Source organism: Ramlibacter monticola (assembly GCF_016722785.1).
GTDB classification, from domain to species: Bacteria; Pseudomonadota; Gammaproteobacteria; order Burkholderiales; family Burkholderiaceae_C; genus Ramlibacter; species Ramlibacter monticola.
In genome coordinates this window covers 387,321-402,221 of record NZ_JAEQNE010000003.1, presented here as the reverse complement: position 1 = coordinate 402,221, position 14,901 = coordinate 387,321, and the positions used below count along the sequence as shown (strand labels likewise).

The 14,901-nt window shown below is 68.8% G+C and carries 14 protein-coding genes; 9 read left to right on the top strand and 5 right to left on the bottom strand.

Going from position 1 to position 14,901, the window contains the following annotated elements:
- Window positions 1-21: 21 nt before the first annotated feature.
- Both JJ685_RS15390 and JJ685_RS15385 read left to right on the top strand, forming a co-directional pair.
- Window positions 22-3,345 carry a PAS domain-containing hybrid sensor histidine kinase/response regulator gene (locus JJ685_RS15390; protein ID WP_201675144.1) on the top strand — a complete coding sequence of 1,108 codons (3,324 nt, stop codon included), beginning with the start codon at window positions 22-24 and terminating at the stop codon, window positions 3,343-3,345.
- A 68-nt stretch (window positions 3,346-3,413) separates the two neighbouring features.
- Entirely contained in the window at window positions 3,414-4,151 is a 738-nt protein-coding gene (locus JJ685_RS15385) for a response regulator (RefSeq protein ID WP_201675143.1), read from the top strand.
- A gap of 5 nt (window positions 4,152-4,156) precedes the next feature.
- Here the strand turns inward: JJ685_RS15385 and JJ685_RS15380 are convergent, their stop codons facing one another.
- The gene (locus JJ685_RS15380; RefSeq protein ID WP_201675142.1) at window positions 4,157-4,669 is read right to left on the bottom strand and encodes a hypothetical protein; all 513 of its coding nucleotides are present in this window, start codon (window positions 4,667-4,669) and stop codon (window positions 4,157-4,159) included.
- A gap of 1 nt (window position 4,670) precedes the next feature.
- Window positions 4,671-5,288 (bottom strand): hypothetical protein, encoded by a 618-nt coding sequence (locus JJ685_RS15375; protein WP_201675141.1) that lies wholly within the window; start codon window positions 5,286-5,288, stop codon window positions 4,671-4,673.
- Between the two features lie 355 nt (window positions 5,289-5,643).
- Between JJ685_RS15375 and JJ685_RS15370 the strand changes: the two genes are divergently transcribed.
- Window positions 5,644-7,020, top strand: a complete 1,377-nt coding sequence (locus tag JJ685_RS15370) for a tetratricopeptide repeat protein (RefSeq protein WP_201675140.1) — start codon at window positions 5,644-5,646, stop codon at window positions 7,018-7,020.
- A gap of 169 nt (window positions 7,021-7,189) precedes the next feature.
- Complete coding sequence (locus tag JJ685_RS15365; RefSeq protein WP_201675139.1) at window positions 7,190-8,116, top strand: cyanophycinase; 927 nt, start codon at window positions 7,190-7,192, stop codon at window positions 8,114-8,116.
- Between the two features lie 148 nt (window positions 8,117-8,264).
- On the opposite strand, the gene JJ685_RS15360 is transcribed toward JJ685_RS15365, so the two are convergent.
- Window positions 8,265-8,747, bottom strand: a complete 483-nt coding sequence (locus JJ685_RS15360; RefSeq protein ID WP_201675138.1) for an ASCH domain-containing protein — start codon at window positions 8,745-8,747, stop codon at window positions 8,265-8,267.
- Between the two features lie 181 nt (window positions 8,748-8,928).
- Between JJ685_RS15360 and JJ685_RS15355 the strand changes: the two genes are divergently transcribed.
- The 3 genes from JJ685_RS15355 (at window position 8,929) to JJ685_RS15345 (ending at window position 10,474) form a co-directional block, all read left to right on the top strand.
- Window positions 8,929-9,552 (top strand): glutathione S-transferase family protein, encoded by a 624-nt coding sequence (locus JJ685_RS15355; protein ID WP_201675137.1) that lies wholly within the window; start codon window positions 8,929-8,931, stop codon window positions 9,550-9,552.
- Window positions 9,553-9,731: 179 nt separating this feature from the next.
- Window positions 9,732-10,085, top strand: coding sequence for a DUF1428 domain-containing protein (locus JJ685_RS15350; protein ID WP_201675136.1), 354 nt, complete (start codon window positions 9,732-9,734; stop codon window positions 10,083-10,085).
- The gene (locus tag JJ685_RS15345) at window positions 10,085-10,474 is read left to right on the top strand and encodes a VOC family protein (RefSeq protein ID WP_201675135.1); all 390 of its coding nucleotides are present in this window, start codon (window positions 10,085-10,087) and stop codon (window positions 10,472-10,474) included. Before JJ685_RS15350 ends, JJ685_RS15345 begins: the two co-directional genes overlap by 1 nt.
- Window positions 10,475-10,645: 171 nt before the next feature.
- Here JJ685_RS15345 and JJ685_RS15340 read toward each other — a convergent pair whose 3' ends face one another.
- Window positions 10,646-10,987 (bottom strand): hypothetical protein, encoded by a 342-nt coding sequence (locus JJ685_RS15340; RefSeq protein WP_330901777.1) that lies wholly within the window; start codon window positions 10,985-10,987, stop codon window positions 10,646-10,648.
- Between the two features lie 314 nt (window positions 10,988-11,301).
- Window positions 11,302-13,221: a PAS domain-containing hybrid sensor histidine kinase/response regulator gene (locus JJ685_RS15335; RefSeq protein ID WP_201675133.1), complete on the bottom strand. Its 1,920-nt coding sequence runs from the start codon at window positions 13,219-13,221 to the stop codon at window positions 11,302-11,304.
- Between the two features lie 568 nt (window positions 13,222-13,789).
- Here JJ685_RS15335 and JJ685_RS15330 point away from each other — a divergent pair.
- The gene (locus tag JJ685_RS15330; protein WP_201675132.1) at window positions 13,790-14,368 is read left to right on the top strand and encodes a DUF4337 domain-containing protein; all 579 of its coding nucleotides are present in this window, start codon (window positions 13,790-13,792) and stop codon (window positions 14,366-14,368) included.
- 292 nt (window positions 14,369-14,660) lie between these two features.
- Window positions 14,661-14,885: a hypothetical protein gene (locus JJ685_RS15325; RefSeq protein WP_201675131.1), complete on the top strand. Its 225-nt coding sequence runs from the start codon at window positions 14,661-14,663 to the stop codon at window positions 14,883-14,885.
- Window positions 14,886-14,901 lie beyond the last annotated feature (16 nt).

Genomic DNA, 14,901 nt, shown 5'->3' with positions numbered 1-14,901 from the left:
GCCGGGTCCTAGACTGAAGCCATGAGCAGGCACACGCCCCCACCGGCGCTCTCCTCCGAGGACCTGTCACCCGCGCAAGCCCGCGCCTTGGCGCGGCTCGCCCTCGAGACGGCCCAGGCCAGCGGACCCGACCTGTTCGCGGCGCTCGCCCAGGCCCTCGCAGTCTCGCTCGAACTCCCCCTGGTGATCCTCGCCGCCCACCCCGAAGACGGGCGCGGTGCGATGCGGACGCTCGCGGTCCACCGCGACGGCGCGAGCCATCCCGGCTTCCTGCTGCCGGCCCGCAGCGTTCCGGGGGGGCCCGGGGCCCTGCGCAGTTTCCACTTCCTGCCTTCGGGTGTGCAGGCCCACGTGCCACCGAACTCCATGTTCGCCAGGGAACAGGTGGATGCGCTGGCGGCCCTGCCCCTGGTCGACAGCGACGGCGATCCCATCGGCGTCGTGCTGGCCCTCCAGCGCACGCCCCTGCAGGCGCAGGATGCGCCCTTCATCGCGTCCATGCTGCGCATCGTCGCCGCACGCGCGGCCGCCGAGGTCGAGCGCACCCGCACGGGGGAGACGCTGCGGGCAGTGGCCCTGGCCGTCTCCGCCTCCCGCAGCGGCTCCGTGTTCGACGAGCTGGTGCGGCTGCTGGCCACCATCCTGCAGGTCGACGTGGCGTTCATCGCCCGGCCCGAGCCCGCGCAGCCGGGCGGCATGCGGATGCTGGCCCTGTACTGCGGCGGCCAGGTGTCGCAGGATGTGCCCTACCCCTTGCCCGGCACTCCCTGCGCGACCGTCCTCGGCCAGAGCTTCCGCGCCTACCCCTCGGGCGTGCCGGCCCTGTTCCCGGAAGACCGCGAGTTGCGCGAGCTGGGCACCCAGGGCTATGCGGGCCACCCGCTCACCGCGCTGGACGGCACGCCGCTGGGCGTTGTCTCGGTCGCCTCGCGGCGGCCTCTCACCCATCTGGACCGGGTGAAGTCCACGCTCAAGATCTTCGCCGTCCGCGCGGCGGCGGAAGTCGAGCGGCTGCGCGCCGAGGAGGCCCAGAAGCTGGCGCTGGAAGACCTGCGCCAGCGCGAGGCGCAATACCGCGCCATCTTCGAAAGCTCGCTCGACGGGCTGTTCCTGTGGGACGAGAACCTGCGGGTCGTGGACGTCAACCGGGCGGGCGAGACGGTCTACGGCTACCCGCGCGCCGACATCATCGGCAAGAGCTTCCCGCGCAGCATGCCCGAGGGCTACGTGCGCCAGCGCATGGACATGGTGCGTGGCGCGCTGGCCGGCGAAACCACGCACGTGGAAACCACCGTGCTGCGCCCGGATGGCAGCACCTTCGACGCCGACCTGCGGATCATGCCTTTCCAGCATCGCGGCCGGCCGCACGCCCTGGCGGCGGTGCGCGACATCAGCGAGCGGCGTCAGCGCGAGCGGCAACTGCAGCGCAGCGAGGAACAGTACCGCTCCATCTTCAACGCGTCCGCCGATGCCCTGGTGCTGCGCGATGCGGACTTCACGATCGTCGACGTGAACGCGACCTACGAGGCTTGGACCGGCTTCACCCGGGCCGAAGTGCTGGGGGTGAACCGGGTGGTGGCCAATCCGTCCGAGCTCGGCGTGACGATCCGGCGCCTGCACGAAAGGGCGCTGGCCGGCGAGACGATCCGGCTGGAAACGCAGCTGCTGCACCGCGATGGCCACCGCCGCGAACTGGAATTGCGCGGCATGCCGATCCTGCACGGCGGGCGGCCGCACGTCCTGTACATCGGTCGCGACATCACCCAGGCCAAGCTGGCCGAGGAACAGTACAGCGCGATGTTCCAGGCCTCGGCCGACAGCCTGGTGCTGCGCGACGCCAACTTCCGTGCCGTCGAGGTGAATCCCGCCTACCTCGCCATGAGCGGCTACACGCGCGAGGAGGTCATGGCCACCGATGGCGTGCTGACCCAGCCGGATCCCGCCATGCAGGCCCGGCACCGTCGCGAGCACGCACTGGCCCTGGCCGGCAAGGAACTGCGCTTCGAAGTCACCGTGACCCGCAAGGACGGCTCCCGGCTCTTTGCCGAGGTACGCGCCACCTCGATGAGCTACCGCGGCCAGCCGCACGTTCTCTACACCACGCGCGACATCACCGAGCGGGTCTGCGCCGAACAGCGGCGCGCGGAGCTCGAGCGCCAGCTGCGGCAGGCGCAAAAGATGGAGGCGATCGGCCAGCTCACGGGCGGGCTGGCGCACGACTTCAACAACATCCTCACCAGCGTGCTCGGCTACATCGGCATGGCCCAGGAGCGGCCGGCCGCCGAGGCTGACGCGGTGCTCGCCCGGGAGCTCGGCCAGGCCCGCTCGGCCGCCGAGCGCGCGCGCGACCACGTCGCGCAACTGCTCGCGTTCTCCCGGCCGCGCCGGGGCGAGCGGCGCCTGCTGGAGCCGGCGCAGGTGACGGCCGAGGTCCTCAAGCTGCTGCGTCCCAACTTGCCTTCGTCCATCACCGTCGAGGCCGACGTCGCGCTGCCGGAGGAGTCTGCGGCTTCGCCGGTCCTGGCCGATCCGGTGCAGTTCGAGCAGGTGCTGCTGAACCTGTGCATCAACGCGCGCGATGCCATCGGGGACAGCGGCACGATCCGCCTGGGGATCGCCCATGCGCACTCAGCGGGGTGCTGCGCGTCGTGCGGCGCGCTGCTGGAGCACGGGCGCTGGGTGGTGTTCGAAGTGGCGGACGACGGCCGCGGCATGACGCAGGAGGTCGCCGACCGCATGTTCGAGCCCTTCTTCACCACGAAGGAGATCGGGCGCGGCACCGGCATGGGCTTGGCGATGGTGCACGGAATCGTGCATGACCATGGCGGCCACGTGCAGGTGACGACGTCGCCAGGCCGCGGATCTTCCTTCCGGGTGCTGCTGCCCGGGGCCGCCGAGGAAGGCGTGCGCGCCCCGCAGGGCCCGCCTCCCGCCGCGGGCGGCAGCGCCGCACCCGCGCTGGGCGGCCGCGTGCTGCTGGTGGAGGATGAACCCATCGTGAGCGACTTCATGGAGGACCTGATGCGCGGCTGGGGCCTGGAGGTGGTGCTGGAGCGCGATCCGCTGGCGGCGGCGCGCCGCCTTGCCACGACCGACGAGTCCTTTGCCCTGCTGCTGACGGACCAGACCATGCCCGGAATGACCGGGCTGGCGCTGGCCCGGCACGCGCGCGCGCAGCGTCCCGGACTGCCCGTCCTGCTCTACACCGGCAATGCCACCGAAATTCCCGCACGGGAGCTGTCGGACAGCGGCGTGAGCACCGTGCTGCGCAAGCCGATCGATGCCGCGGCCCTGCGGCTGCTGCTGTGCGAGCTGGTCGCAGCGCGCGCGTCGACCCCGGCATGAGGGCTTCGGCGTAACCGCCGGTATCGCCCTCTCGCCAGCATGGAGAGGCCTACGGCAGAATTTTCCGCATGGAGGAAGTACGCACCCGACTGCTGGTGGTCGATGACGATTCGTCCGTCCGCGCGCTGCTGCGCGACTACCTGGAAGGCCATGGCTACGGTGTCGCCGAGGCCGCCAACGGCACGCAGATGCGCGAGCAGATCGGGCGCGAATTGCCGGACGCCGTCCTGCTGGACGTCCGCCTGCCGGGTGAGGACGGCCTCGTGCTGGCGCGCTACCTGCGCGAGAACTACGAGCTGGGCGTCATCATGGTGACCGCCTCCGGCGACGTGGTCGACCGCGTGGTCGGCCTCGAACTGGGCGCCGACGACTACATTGCCAAGCCCTTCGACCTGCGCGAACTGCTGGCGCGCATCAAGAGCGTTCTGCGCCGGATGCAGGCCAGGGGACCGGCACCGGTGGCCGTCGCGGCGCCCGAGCCGTCGAAGCCCCAGAAGCGCCTGCGCTTCGGCCGCTGCGAGATCGACCTGGATGCGCGCCGCATGTTCGAGGTGGACGGCGTCGAGGTGACCATCACCCCCATGGAGTTCGAGCTCCTCTCCGCCTTCATCGCCAACCCGAACCGTGTGCTCACGCGCGACCAGTTGCTGATGAAGACACGCAACCGCGAATGGGAGCCCTTCGACCGCTCCATCGACATCCGCATCGGACGGCTGCGCCGCAAGGTGGAGCCCGAGCTCGGCGGCGAGCCGCGCGTGATCCGCACGGTGCGCAGCGCCGGGTACATGTTCGTGCCCGACGCCTAGCTGGCCTAGAGCGACAGCAGCCGCTGGAAGAACGAGCGGTAGCGCTGCAGGGCAATGCGCATGTTCTCCGTGTTCGCGTGCTCGCCCTCGCCCAGGCCCGCCTCGATCTGGCTGCGCTGGTCCGCGAAGCTCCCGGCCAGCGAGCGCAGGACCTGCGCCACGAGTTCGTCGGCGTTGCGCACCGCGGCGCGCGGGTCGTCCACGAATCCGATCTGGATCGCGTCCCAGCGTTGCCGGAATTCGTCGGCCATCGGGCCCTGGAACAGCGCAGCCAGCGGCTCGGCGCTCGCCATGCCTCCGCCCGTTCGGCTCATGGAATCGGCGTCCATGCTCCGCCTGGAGTCGCGCAGGGGCGCGTCCATGGCCGAGTCCGCACGGGTCATGTGTTCGTCTTCCACGATCTGCCTGGAGTCGTGCATGCGGGCAGCCATGTCGGCGCCCATGTCCTGCGCGTGCTCGTCCTCGGAGGAACGGGCGAGATCGGCGGTGCTGAAACGGCGTTCGTCTTCGCGGCTCATGTCAGTGGCTCTCCATGGTGTGCTTGCCCGAGGTCGCGGGCTTGCGATGCAGCAGGCCGCCGCGTCCGGGCGGCGGTTCGGCGGGGTGCGCTTCCTCGACTTCCAGCAGTTCGGAGAAGAGCGCACGGTAGTGGACGACGGCCTGGCGCAGCGCCTCGGTGTCCGCCTCGCCGCGCTGGTCGCGCAGGGCGATGTCGCGTGCCGTGCGGTAGTGGTGCACGACGGCCGGGTGGTCCACCGAGATGTCGGCGGCGCGGGTGTCGAAGTCCGCCATCGGGTAGCCGCGCTGCCGCATCAGGTCGGTGACGAGCCGGTCGGCCTCCATCAGGACGCCGCGCGGATGGTCGACGAAGCGGGCCTGGAGCAGCCTCCATTCGTCGGCGAAGCGCGCCGCCAGCTGTGGCGCGAGCGGCGCAAGGTGCAGTTTCTCGACGCGCTTCTGCCGCGCCGCGAGTTCGGCTTCCGCCTTGTCCCGGCTGCCCATCTCCTTCACGGTGCGGTGGTATTCGGGGCCGAAGCGTTGCTCGAGCCGGCGGCTGTGGCCGCGGCGGATCAGCAGCCATGCGATGGCGAGCACCAACGCGAGCAGCAGAACGCCCGCCAGCAATGTGATGTCCATGGTCCTTGTCTCCTGTGAAGAGGGCCGCGCAGCGCGGCCGCCTGCGGACCAAGTTAGCTGGAGTTGAACCCGCGCGTTGTGGGCCCGGGCGCCAGTGCGCGTAGGACACGGTTCGCGTCGCCGGCGCACCGGTAAGGAGCCGCAAGCCGCGTACCGAGTCGCTACGCGCGTAACCATTGCCGGGGGCGCACCCGTTCCGCGCCCCGCGCTACACGAGCGATACACAGCGAGGCCGCGTCGACATGGCGCAATTGCAGCCCGCGCCCACATTGCCTCCTGCGGCGTGGATCGGCCGCATCGACGACGGGCGGCGCATGGCCGCCCCCCAGCCAACCGCAAGAGCACAGAGGAAACCATGGGTTACTTCATTCGGGATGACATCAGTTCCGCCGCCGGCACCACGCGCGAGGACCCGCGCGGACGTCCGGTGAGCACCGCCTCGCCCGAGGCGATCGCGCACATGGAACAGGCGCTGGAAAGCATGCTGTCGTACTTCGGCGACCCGCTCGCCGCGCTGGATCGCGCGGCGGAGGCCGACCCGGGATGGGCGCACGTGCACGTCCTGAAGGCGGGGCTGCTGATGACCGGCGGGGAGTACGGAAGCACCCGGATGGCCCGCGAGCTGCTGGCCACGGCGGCGCGACCCGGGGCCGTGCCGCATGAACGCGAGAGCGCGCACAGGGCCGCCGCCCAGGCCGCGGCGGATGGCGATTGGGACCGCGCATGCCAGCTCTGGGAAGCCATCCTCGTGCAGTGGCCCCGCGACATCGCCGCCCTGCTGTTCGCGCATCTCTTCGACTTCTACCGCGGCGACGCGCTGAACCTGAAGCGCCGGCCCCAACGTGTGCTGCCCCGATGGAGCCCGGACCTGCCCTTCTACGGCTACGTGCTGGGCATGGCCGCATTCGGCCTGGAGGAATCCGGCCACTACGCCGAAGCGGAGGACACGGGCCGGGCGGCGGTCGCCATGAACCCGCGCGATCCCTGGGCGATCCACGCGGTCACGCATGTCTTCGAGATGCAGGGCCGGCACCGGGCAGGCGCCGCCTGGCTGGACGACCGGCTGCAGGACTGGTCCGTCGACAACGGCTTCGCGTTCCACAACTGGTTCCACGCGGCGCTGTTCCGCATGGAGGAGATGGACACCCGGCAAGCGCTCGCCATCTACGACGCCCACCTGGCCGACGTCTCCGAGCTGGCGCTGCAGCGGGTGGACCGCACCGCCGCCCTCTGGCGCCTGAAGCTGCTGGGCGTGGACGTGGCATCCCGCTTCGCCGCGCTGCGCCGGACCTGGGCCACCGAGGCGCCGGAAGCGGGCTTCTACGCCTTCAACGACCTGCACGCCCTGGTCGCCTGCATCGGCGCCGCACCGGACGGCGACGCAGCCATGGCGGCGGATGCCCTGCTCGAGGCGATGGCGGATGCGTCTTCGGGCGGCAGCACCAATGAACGGATGACGCGCGAGATCGGACTGCCGCTCGCGCGCGCGTTCAGGGACTACAGCCGCGGCCGGTGGTCCGAGGCGACCGAAGGCCTGCTGCGCATCCGCGACCGCGCCCACGGCTTCGGAGGCAGCCACGCGCAACGCGACATCCTGACGCTGACGCTGATGGATGCCGCCGTGCGCGCCGGCCAGCGAGCGCTTGCCGCGCACATCCTCGCGGAGCGCCACGCGGCCAAGCAGCACACGCCTTTGACGGCGTTCTGGCAGGGGCGCGGCGCGGGGGTGTAGGCCGCCGGACGCGCAGATCCGTTTGCATCGGTGGGATTGCAGCCGCGTCGCATCGCCCGGGATCAACTGCGCGTCCACGAGCCGCTTGCGGCCTGTGCGGACCAAGGCGTCCCCGAGCCCCGACGCTACACTCTGCGGAGGTATTCTTCTGCCGGTTTTCGCCTGCCGTATGCGTCGACGCGACCTGCTGTTCTCTTCGCTGCTCACTGGTTCCACGATGCCGCTCGCCGCGCAAGCGTCCGTGCGAGGGCGGCTCGTCATCGTCGGCGGCGCCGAGGACCGCGTGCAGGATCGCTTGATCCTGCGGCGATTCCTCCAGTACGCGGGCGGACCGCAAGCCCGCATCCGGTTGCTGGCCGCGGCAAGCGCCGTGCCGCTGGTCGTTGCCGAGAGCTACCGGCGCGCGTTCGCCGAGATCGGCACGGGCGGTTGCGAACTCCTGCCGCTGCTCGAGCGGGACGCCGCGTTCCGGCCCGATACCGTCCAGGCGATCCTGGATGCGGATGCCATCTTCATCAGCGGCGGCAACCAGTCGCGACTGATGGACGTCCTGCGGGATACGCCGGCGATGACCGCGCTGCAGCACGCCCACGGTCACCTGGGGTGCTGCATCGGTGGCACGAGCGCCGGCGCCGCAGCCATGTCGCGCCACATGATCGCGCAAGGGATGGCCGTGCGCCATCCCCGCAAGGATGCGGTCGGCACGGGCATCGGCCTTGGCCTCCTGCCGGCGGCGATCGTCGACCAGCATTTCTCCGAACGGGGGCGGCTCGCGCGCCTGCTCTCGGCGCTTGCACAGCGGCCCGACCTGCTCGGCGTGGGAGTGGACGAGGACACAGCCCTCGTCGTCGAAAGCGAGGAGGCGATCGAGGTCATCGGCAGTGGCGCCGTCACGCTCGTGGACCCCTCTTCCGCGCACACAAACATCGGCGAGCTCGCGCCGGAAAGTGCGATCGAGATGCTGGGGCTGCAGTTGCACACGCTGCCGCCGGGCCGCCGCTACCCGGCGCAGCCGTCTCCGCAAAACGCGGCGTGGCCGGCGGGCCTGCTGGCAGCGGTGCAGCGGCTCGTCGCGCCCGCGCCGCCGCAGCCCTGACGGTGCCCGGGGGCACGGCCGGGCGCGAACATCGCGCTCGCGCCAGGAGTCGCCTCCTTCGCTGGAGGTGTGGAGTGTCGATCCTCCCGCGCGGGTGTCCGCGTTGGACCGATTCTGCTGAAGAACCTGCCGGCACCAATCTTCACGATCACGGTGCAGCACCCGGTACCTGGTAAACAACCGAAAAGTGCTCGCACACGATCGGCATGCTAGGAGACGGTGACCGGCCGATGCGCGCGCACTCGCGGGCGAAGAACACTTCGTGGTTCCGGCGCCATGTCGACAGGGTCTTGTCTCCCTCTCCCTCGAGGAGGGCGAACTCGGCAGGCACCTCCATGAACGCGACGACGTCAACCGCCGTCGTTTCAAGGATGCACAAGGGCCGTCGGGACCAGCTCATGAGAATGCTCAGGTCGCCTGGCTTGGGCCGCGGTTTCCCGTTCGACTGGTAGGTCCAGGCCAGGCTGGCCGTGGCACGCTTGGTCCCCTCCAGCACCAGCCCCGCCAAGTAGCCAGCCATCTCGGCGCTGTCCCCCAAGGCGAACGCCTCGTAGAAGCGACCCGCCTCGAGTCGCTGCGTTACGCGCAGGGCGGCAGACCAGAAGTCCGCAAATTCTTGAGGGATGGACATGGTCGAAGCGATTGCTTCACAACCTTAGCCCACCGGCGGCCAGGTGCCAAGAAGCTCGAGCTTGTCTACATTCGAGCTGGATGACTGCGGCTGGCCCAGAACCGGCGTAGCGCCGGGAAGCTCGGACCTCGACCGAACCGCGAGGCGCTAGACTGCGCCCATCCAAAGGGAGGTCACCGGCATGTCGATCGTCCTCTATCACCACCCCTTCTCCCGCGCCGCGGGCGTCGTCTGGATGCTCGAGGAGCTCGGCGTTCCGTACGAGCTTCGTTTCGTGGACATCATGCAGGGGGCCCAGAAGTCGGCCGAGCTCCTTGCGCTGAACCCGATGGGCAAGCTGCCGGTCCTCGTCGACGGCGACGCCGTGGTGACCGAGTCGGCGGCCATCGGTCTCTACCTCGCGGATCGGTACTCGCTCGGTCGCCTCGCACCGCGGCCGGACGACCCTGCGCGCGCGACGTACCTGCGGTGGTCCTTGTTCGCGCCGTCGGTGATCGAGCCTGGCTCTCTGGCCAAGGCCGCCCATTGGGAGTTCAAGCCCTCGCAGGCGGGCTGGGGCGACCATGAGTCGATGTTGCGTGCGATGGAGAGCGCGGTCACCGGCCGCGAGTTCCTCCTCGGCGACCACTTCTCGATGGCCGACGTGATCTTCGGCGGCACCCTCCGCTACATGCTGCGCTTCAACATGCTCGAGACAAGGCCGGCGTTCGTCGCGTACAGCGACCGTCTCGGCGCCCGTCCGGCTCTGCAGCGCTCGGAGGCGCGGAACCTCGCCGTCGCGAAGGAGCGCGGCCTCGACACCTGACGCATGCAGGCGCTGCAGCAGCGCTGCCGTCCGTGGCGCGCCACCCCGGGTGGCAGTGCCTGCGTCCGACCAAACGTTGAGCTGCGATGCGTTACATCCACGTGTCGAGACGGGGCCCGCTCGGTCGTCGTAGCCTTGATGGCGTGCAAATTCGGCGCGCCGCCAACAGGAGAACTCGCATGAACTACGTCGATGGATTCGTGATCGCAGTGCCGACTGCCAGGAAGGACACATACCTCCACCACGCCACTGTCGTCGCACAAATCTTCAAGGAGCTCGGCGCGTTGGAGATCGTGGAGTGCTGGGGCGACGACGTGCCCGAAGGGAAGGTCACCTCGTTTCCGATGGCCGTGAAGCGCAAGGAAGACGAGACCGTCGTGTTCTCGTGGATCACGTGGCTATCGAAGGCGGTGCGTGACGACGGCATGAAGAAGTTCATGGACGACCCGCGGATGAAGGAGATGAAGGACATGCCCTTCGATGGCCAGCGCATGATCTTCGGCGGATTCCAGGTCATCCTGGAGAAGAGGTGATGCTGCAGACATCCCCGCTGTACTCGTACATTCCGGCGAAGGACATCGCCCGTGCGCGCCGGTTCTACGAAGACATGGTGGGGCTGCGCCCGAAAGAGGAGACGAACGGCGGCGTGGTGTACGAGTTCGGCGGCGGCACCGCTGCCTTTCTCTACCTCACCCCGAATGCCGGCACGTCGCGGGCCAGCCAGGCCTTCTGGTCAGTGCAGGACGTCGACGCGGAGATCCAGGCGCTCAAGGCGCGCGGCGTCCAGTTCGAGCAGTACGTCGACATGCCCGGCGAGCGCAGCGCGCAGGGCGCCATCACTGCGGGCGGGGCCAAGGCAGCCTGGTTCAGGGACAGTGAAGGGAACATCATGGCGTTGGTTCAGACCTTGTCGAAAGGCTGAACGCATCCCTGTCCGCCGCAGAGGCCGCATGGATCGTCGAGGCGCTTGCATGTGCCCGATGGTCTCTTCGGCAGGTTCGGGTCCAGTCCCTGCAGCCCTGTCGACCGATGCGCGGACGGGCCCGCGCATCGGTCGGATTTCAGCGGCGGCCGAACCGGTCAAGCACTCGGATCAGTGCTTGTGCTTGCCGTGTCCGCGACCATGGTCATGGTCATGGCCTCGGTCGTGGTCGTGGTCGTGGTGGTCCCGATCGTGCCGGTGGCCGTCGGCCATCACGTGCTGCTGGTACCAGTTGTCCTTCACGAAGTAGACCGGCGTGCCGCAGGCGTTGTACTGGTGGCAGTGCTTGGACCAGTGCTTCTGGTGGCCGGGCGGCACCCACATGTAGACCGGCTGCACCACCCTGACCGGGCGCTGAATCATCACAGGCTGTGCCACCACGACGTCGGGCTGGGGGAAGCGGCCGATATCGATACGGCCGTACGCGCCAGGCTGGCTGATGCTGACTGACACGCCGACATCTGCGGCGCTCGCCGAAAAGGCCACGGCGGCAAGTCCCAACGCTAAAAGCAGATTCCTCATTTCGTTCCTGGTGTGTTGAACAGCGAACTGTTCAACGGCTGACCCACCGCCGTAGTTGACCCGGCATTGCATCAGTGTGCAACCCTTGTAGACCGATCTCAGCGAAGGCCTCGTCGCAGGAATCTGTGCGCGAGCACGCTGGCGTGACCTATTTGGCACTGGCGTCTTATTGCTACGCCGCAAGTTGCCTTCCGACGTAGTTGTTCACGACCCAGCGAGCCCCATGCAGCATGGCCTTGCGCGGCTCAACCCCCCTGCAGCAGCCGCGCCAGTTCCCCCAAGTCCGCGGGCTTCACAAGGTAGTGGTCGAATCCAGCCTGGTCGCCGCGGTGCTTGTCATCCGCGCTGCCGTAGCCGGTCAGGGCGATGAAGGTGGCGGCGACGCCGGACGCCTGGGCCCGCAGCCGACGGGCCAGCTCATAGCCGTCCAGTCCGGGCAAGCCAATGTCCAGGACATAAGCGTCGAACGCTCCCTTTGCCGCCGCATCCAGGGCGCGTGCGGAGTCGTGCGCAAGGTGCACCTCGTGGCCGAGGGTTTCCAGCAGCATGCCCAGGGTTTCGGCTGCATCCTGGTTGTCGTCGACGACCAGGATCCGAAGCCTGCGCGAGGCGCGGGGGAGCGACATCGCAGCTCTGGAAGCAGACGCCGCCGGATCGTCGATCTTCAGCACAGGTAGCGTGACGGTGAACGCGGCGCCCAGACCGCGCCCCGCGCTCTCCGCTGACACCCGGCCTCCATGCAACTCCACGAGGCTTTTCACGAGCGCCAGTCCGAGGCCCAGGCCGCCTTGCGTCCGGTCCGGCGTCCGCGCGCCTTGCGTGAACAGCTCGAAGACATGCGGCAGCAACTCGCTCTCGATGCCCGTTCCGTTATCTGCGACCCGGATGTGCACGTCCTCGTCGACAGCCATGGTCACCGCGAGGGCGCCGTCCGACGGGGTGTACTTCGCGGCGTTGTTCAGCAGGTTCGAGACGACCTGCACCAGTCGGGATCGGTCCCCCATCACATGCACGTCCCCCGAAGGCATGCGCGTCGTCAGCTCGTGCCCCCGGGCTTCGATCAGCGGCCGCACTTGTTCGATCGCATGGCTCAGCACGGCCTTCATCTCCACGGGCCGGCGATCGAGCGCCACGAGTCCGCGGGTCACGCGTGAGACGTCCAGCAAGTCGTCGACCAGGTCGGTCATGTGCCGCACCTGGCGCTCGATGATTTCCGCGGAACGTTGCACCCTGTCCGGATCCGCAGGCGCTGCCTTCAGCAGGTGCGCCGCGGTGCTGATCGGGGCCAGCGGATTGCGCAGTTCGTGCGCGAGCATCGCCAGGAAATCATCCTTGCGGCGGTTGCTGGCCAGCAGTTCGTCTCGCGTACGCTTCTGCTCGTCGATGTCGGTGCAGGTCCCCATCCAGCGGACGAGGCCGCCCTGCTCGTTGCGCACGGCCAGGGCGCGCCCCAGCACCCATCGGTACTCTCCCGAGCGGTGTCGCAAGCGGTACTCGAGTTCGTAGGGCTCGCCCGTCTCCAGGCTGTGGCGCCACCTCTCTCCCACGGCTTCCCGATCGTCGGGGTGCACGATGTCCGCCCAGCGCTCGCCATTCATGGAACCAGGCGGCACGCCGGTGAACTCGTAGGTCTGCCTGTTGAAGTAGTCGCTGTGGCCGTCCGGCAGCGTGGAAAACACCATCTGCGGCATGGCGTCGGCGATCGTCCTGAACTGCGCCTCGCTTGCGCGCAGTTGCCGCTCGGCCAGGAGGCGCTCGGTCACGTCCTCGTGGATCAACATGACCTCGGCGACCCGGCCATCCGGCGTCTTGATGGGTCGCGCCGTGGCTTCGACCCAGCGCGCGATCCCGGGTTGGCCGATTTCGGCGGGGTCGTAGTGGATCGCCGGAATGCGCACGGCCTCTCCCGCGAACGCGCGCCGCAGGTAGGGCGTCACGCCTTTCGCCTCGAGCTGCGGATCGGCCAGCATGTCGTACTCGGACAGGACGAACTCGAGGAGCGGGTCGCCCTCGTGCGCTCCCCAGAGGTCCTGCCACGCCCGGTTCACCCGCAGCGTCCGGCCATCCACGGAAAGCAGCTGCACGCTGAAAGGCGCCTGCTCGAACAGGGTCTGGAATCGCTGCTCGGTCTGGACCGCGGCGGCGGGGACGACGGGGGTGGTCACGCGCGGATTGTGCCGACGGCTGGGCAAACCGGGGGGCGTGCTGACCAACTTGTGCACGCTCCAAGCGACCGCGATTCCCTGGCTCGATCACGATGCCCATCGTGCAGGGTGCTGGCGAACTCACTGACCAGCAGCGAGGGCTAGGGCTGGAGGACTATGTCCGCTCCTGGCCGAGCTGTGACCTGATTCAGACGTCTTCCAATGACGGAGCGAGACCACTGCCGGGCATGCGCCGGCGGCGGGCCTACGACTTGGCATCGTCTGGAAGGCGTTGCAGCTAACGGGCGGCACCCACAGGGCAGCGGGAACGGGCAGGGGCCCGGGCGACGACGCCGTGTCGTTCGCATCCCAGTGGCTCCTTCCGCGCAAGGCGACGGCGAAACCTTCGCAGTGCTGGCTCGAACCGCAGATCGAGCCTCGCCAGGCTCTCGTTGGCGCACGTCCGCCGACGCTCGACGTGTCGGACGCCTACCAACGCGAGGCATAGAACCTGCCGCCCTCCAAAGAGATCGCGACGCAGCCGGACGTTGCACGAACAAAACACACTGTGCTCGGATAATCCCCATCAATGGACATCAGCCTTCCCGACCCCTCTGAGGCGCGTGCTTCGCGCCTGAATGCCTTCGTCGCCATCGCTGTGGCGCTGCTCACGACGTTCATGGGCATCTGCAAGGTCAAGGACGACAACATCGTCCAGGCCATGCAGCAAGCGCAGGCCGACAAGCTGGACCACTGGGCCTTCTACCAGGCGCGCAACCAGCGCGAGGAGGTCGCTCGTGCCGCGCTGGTGCAGTTGCGGCTGGCAGCGGCAAGCCAACCCGCCGACCGCAAGCCGGACTACGACGCGGCGATTGCGAATTACGAGGCCCTGGTGAAGGACCAGGCCACGAAGAAGGAAGACCTGCGCCGGCAGGCGCAGGCCGACCAGGACACCTACGATCACCTGAACTTCCGCGACGACCAGTTCGACCTGTCCGATGCGGCCATCTCCATCAGCGTGGCACTGCTGGCGGTAGCCTCGCTCACGCAGCGCTGGTGGCTGTTCCTGCTGGCGCTATTGCCGGCGGGTTTCGGGACGCTCATGGGCGCAGCGGGCCTGGCTGGCTGGCAGTTGCACCCGACGGCACTCGTCAAACTTCTGACCTGAGCCTCAGCTACGGGCCTCGCCGCAGCAGTTTCGGCGCTCCCGCGTGGGGAATCGGCACGCGGACGCAAGAGGCCTGGAAGCGTCCGACTTGTTTGGTCTTCCGGCGGCCCTGCGATGCGTCCCAAGGGGCCGGCCCGCCTAGGAAGATTCCTAGGGCCCCTCGGCGCGCTCCACCCCACGAATCGGAAGTCGCCGAGACGTCAATTCAGTTGTCGTCTGATCGCGAAAAGGACGACTGTCGCGGACAGTGGAGCATGCCGAAAGGGCGCTGCGTCCGAACAAGGAGGGTTTCATGACGCAAACCAGCGACATCGAATTCCAGCTTTGCTTCCGCAACCTGTACCACGGCGGCCGCGGCTTTGCGTTTCCCTGCGATGCCGAGGGCCGGGTCGACCTGAACCACATGAGCGAGCGGGCGCGCAACAACTACCTCTATGCCCGCGCCATGATCGGGCGCGAGGTGGCGCACGCCTGCGTCGAGAACAGGCGCTTTGGCCCCATCCACCGACCGTCTTGACGCGCCCTCTTGCGCA

What these genes read in the sequence shown, in the direction of transcription:
- JJ685_RS15360 (WP_201675138.1), bottom strand. Translation starts at nt 8,747, where the DNA reads ATGTCCATCCCTCAAGAATTTGCGGACTTCTGGTCTGCCGCCCTGCGC.
- JJ685_RS15385 (WP_201675143.1), top strand. Translation starts at nt 3,414, where the DNA reads ATGGAGGAAGTACGCACCCGACTGCTGGTGGTCGATGACGATTCGTCC.
- JJ685_RS15390 (WP_201675144.1), top strand. Translation starts at nt 22, where the DNA reads ATGAGCAGGCACACGCCCCCACCGGCGCTCTCCTCCGAGGACCTGTCA.
- JJ685_RS15375 (WP_201675141.1), bottom strand. Translation starts at nt 5,288, where the DNA reads ATGGACATCACATTGCTGGCGGGCGTTCTGCTGCTCGCGTTGGTGCTC.
- JJ685_RS15370 (WP_201675140.1), top strand. Translation starts at nt 5,644, where the DNA reads ATGGGTTACTTCATTCGGGATGACATCAGTTCCGCCGCCGGCACCACG.
- JJ685_RS15355 (WP_201675137.1), top strand. Translation starts at nt 8,929, where the DNA reads ATGTCGATCGTCCTCTATCACCACCCCTTCTCCCGCGCCGCGGGCGTC.
- JJ685_RS15365 (WP_201675139.1), top strand. Translation starts at nt 7,190, where the DNA reads ATGCGTCGACGCGACCTGCTGTTCTCTTCGCTGCTCACTGGTTCCACG.
- JJ685_RS15380 (WP_201675142.1), bottom strand. Translation starts at nt 4,669, where the DNA reads ATGAGCCGCGAAGACGAACGCCGTTTCAGCACCGCCGATCTCGCCCGT.
- JJ685_RS15345 (WP_201675135.1), top strand. Translation starts at nt 10,085, where the DNA reads ATGCTGCAGACATCCCCGCTGTACTCGTACATTCCGGCGAAGGACATC.
- JJ685_RS15330 (WP_201675132.1), top strand. Translation starts at nt 13,790, where the DNA reads ATGGACATCAGCCTTCCCGACCCCTCTGAGGCGCGTGCTTCGCGCCTG.
- JJ685_RS15325 (WP_201675131.1), top strand. Translation starts at nt 14,661, where the DNA reads ATGACGCAAACCAGCGACATCGAATTCCAGCTTTGCTTCCGCAACCTG.
- JJ685_RS15350 (WP_201675136.1), top strand. Translation starts at nt 9,732, where the DNA reads ATGAACTACGTCGATGGATTCGTGATCGCAGTGCCGACTGCCAGGAAG.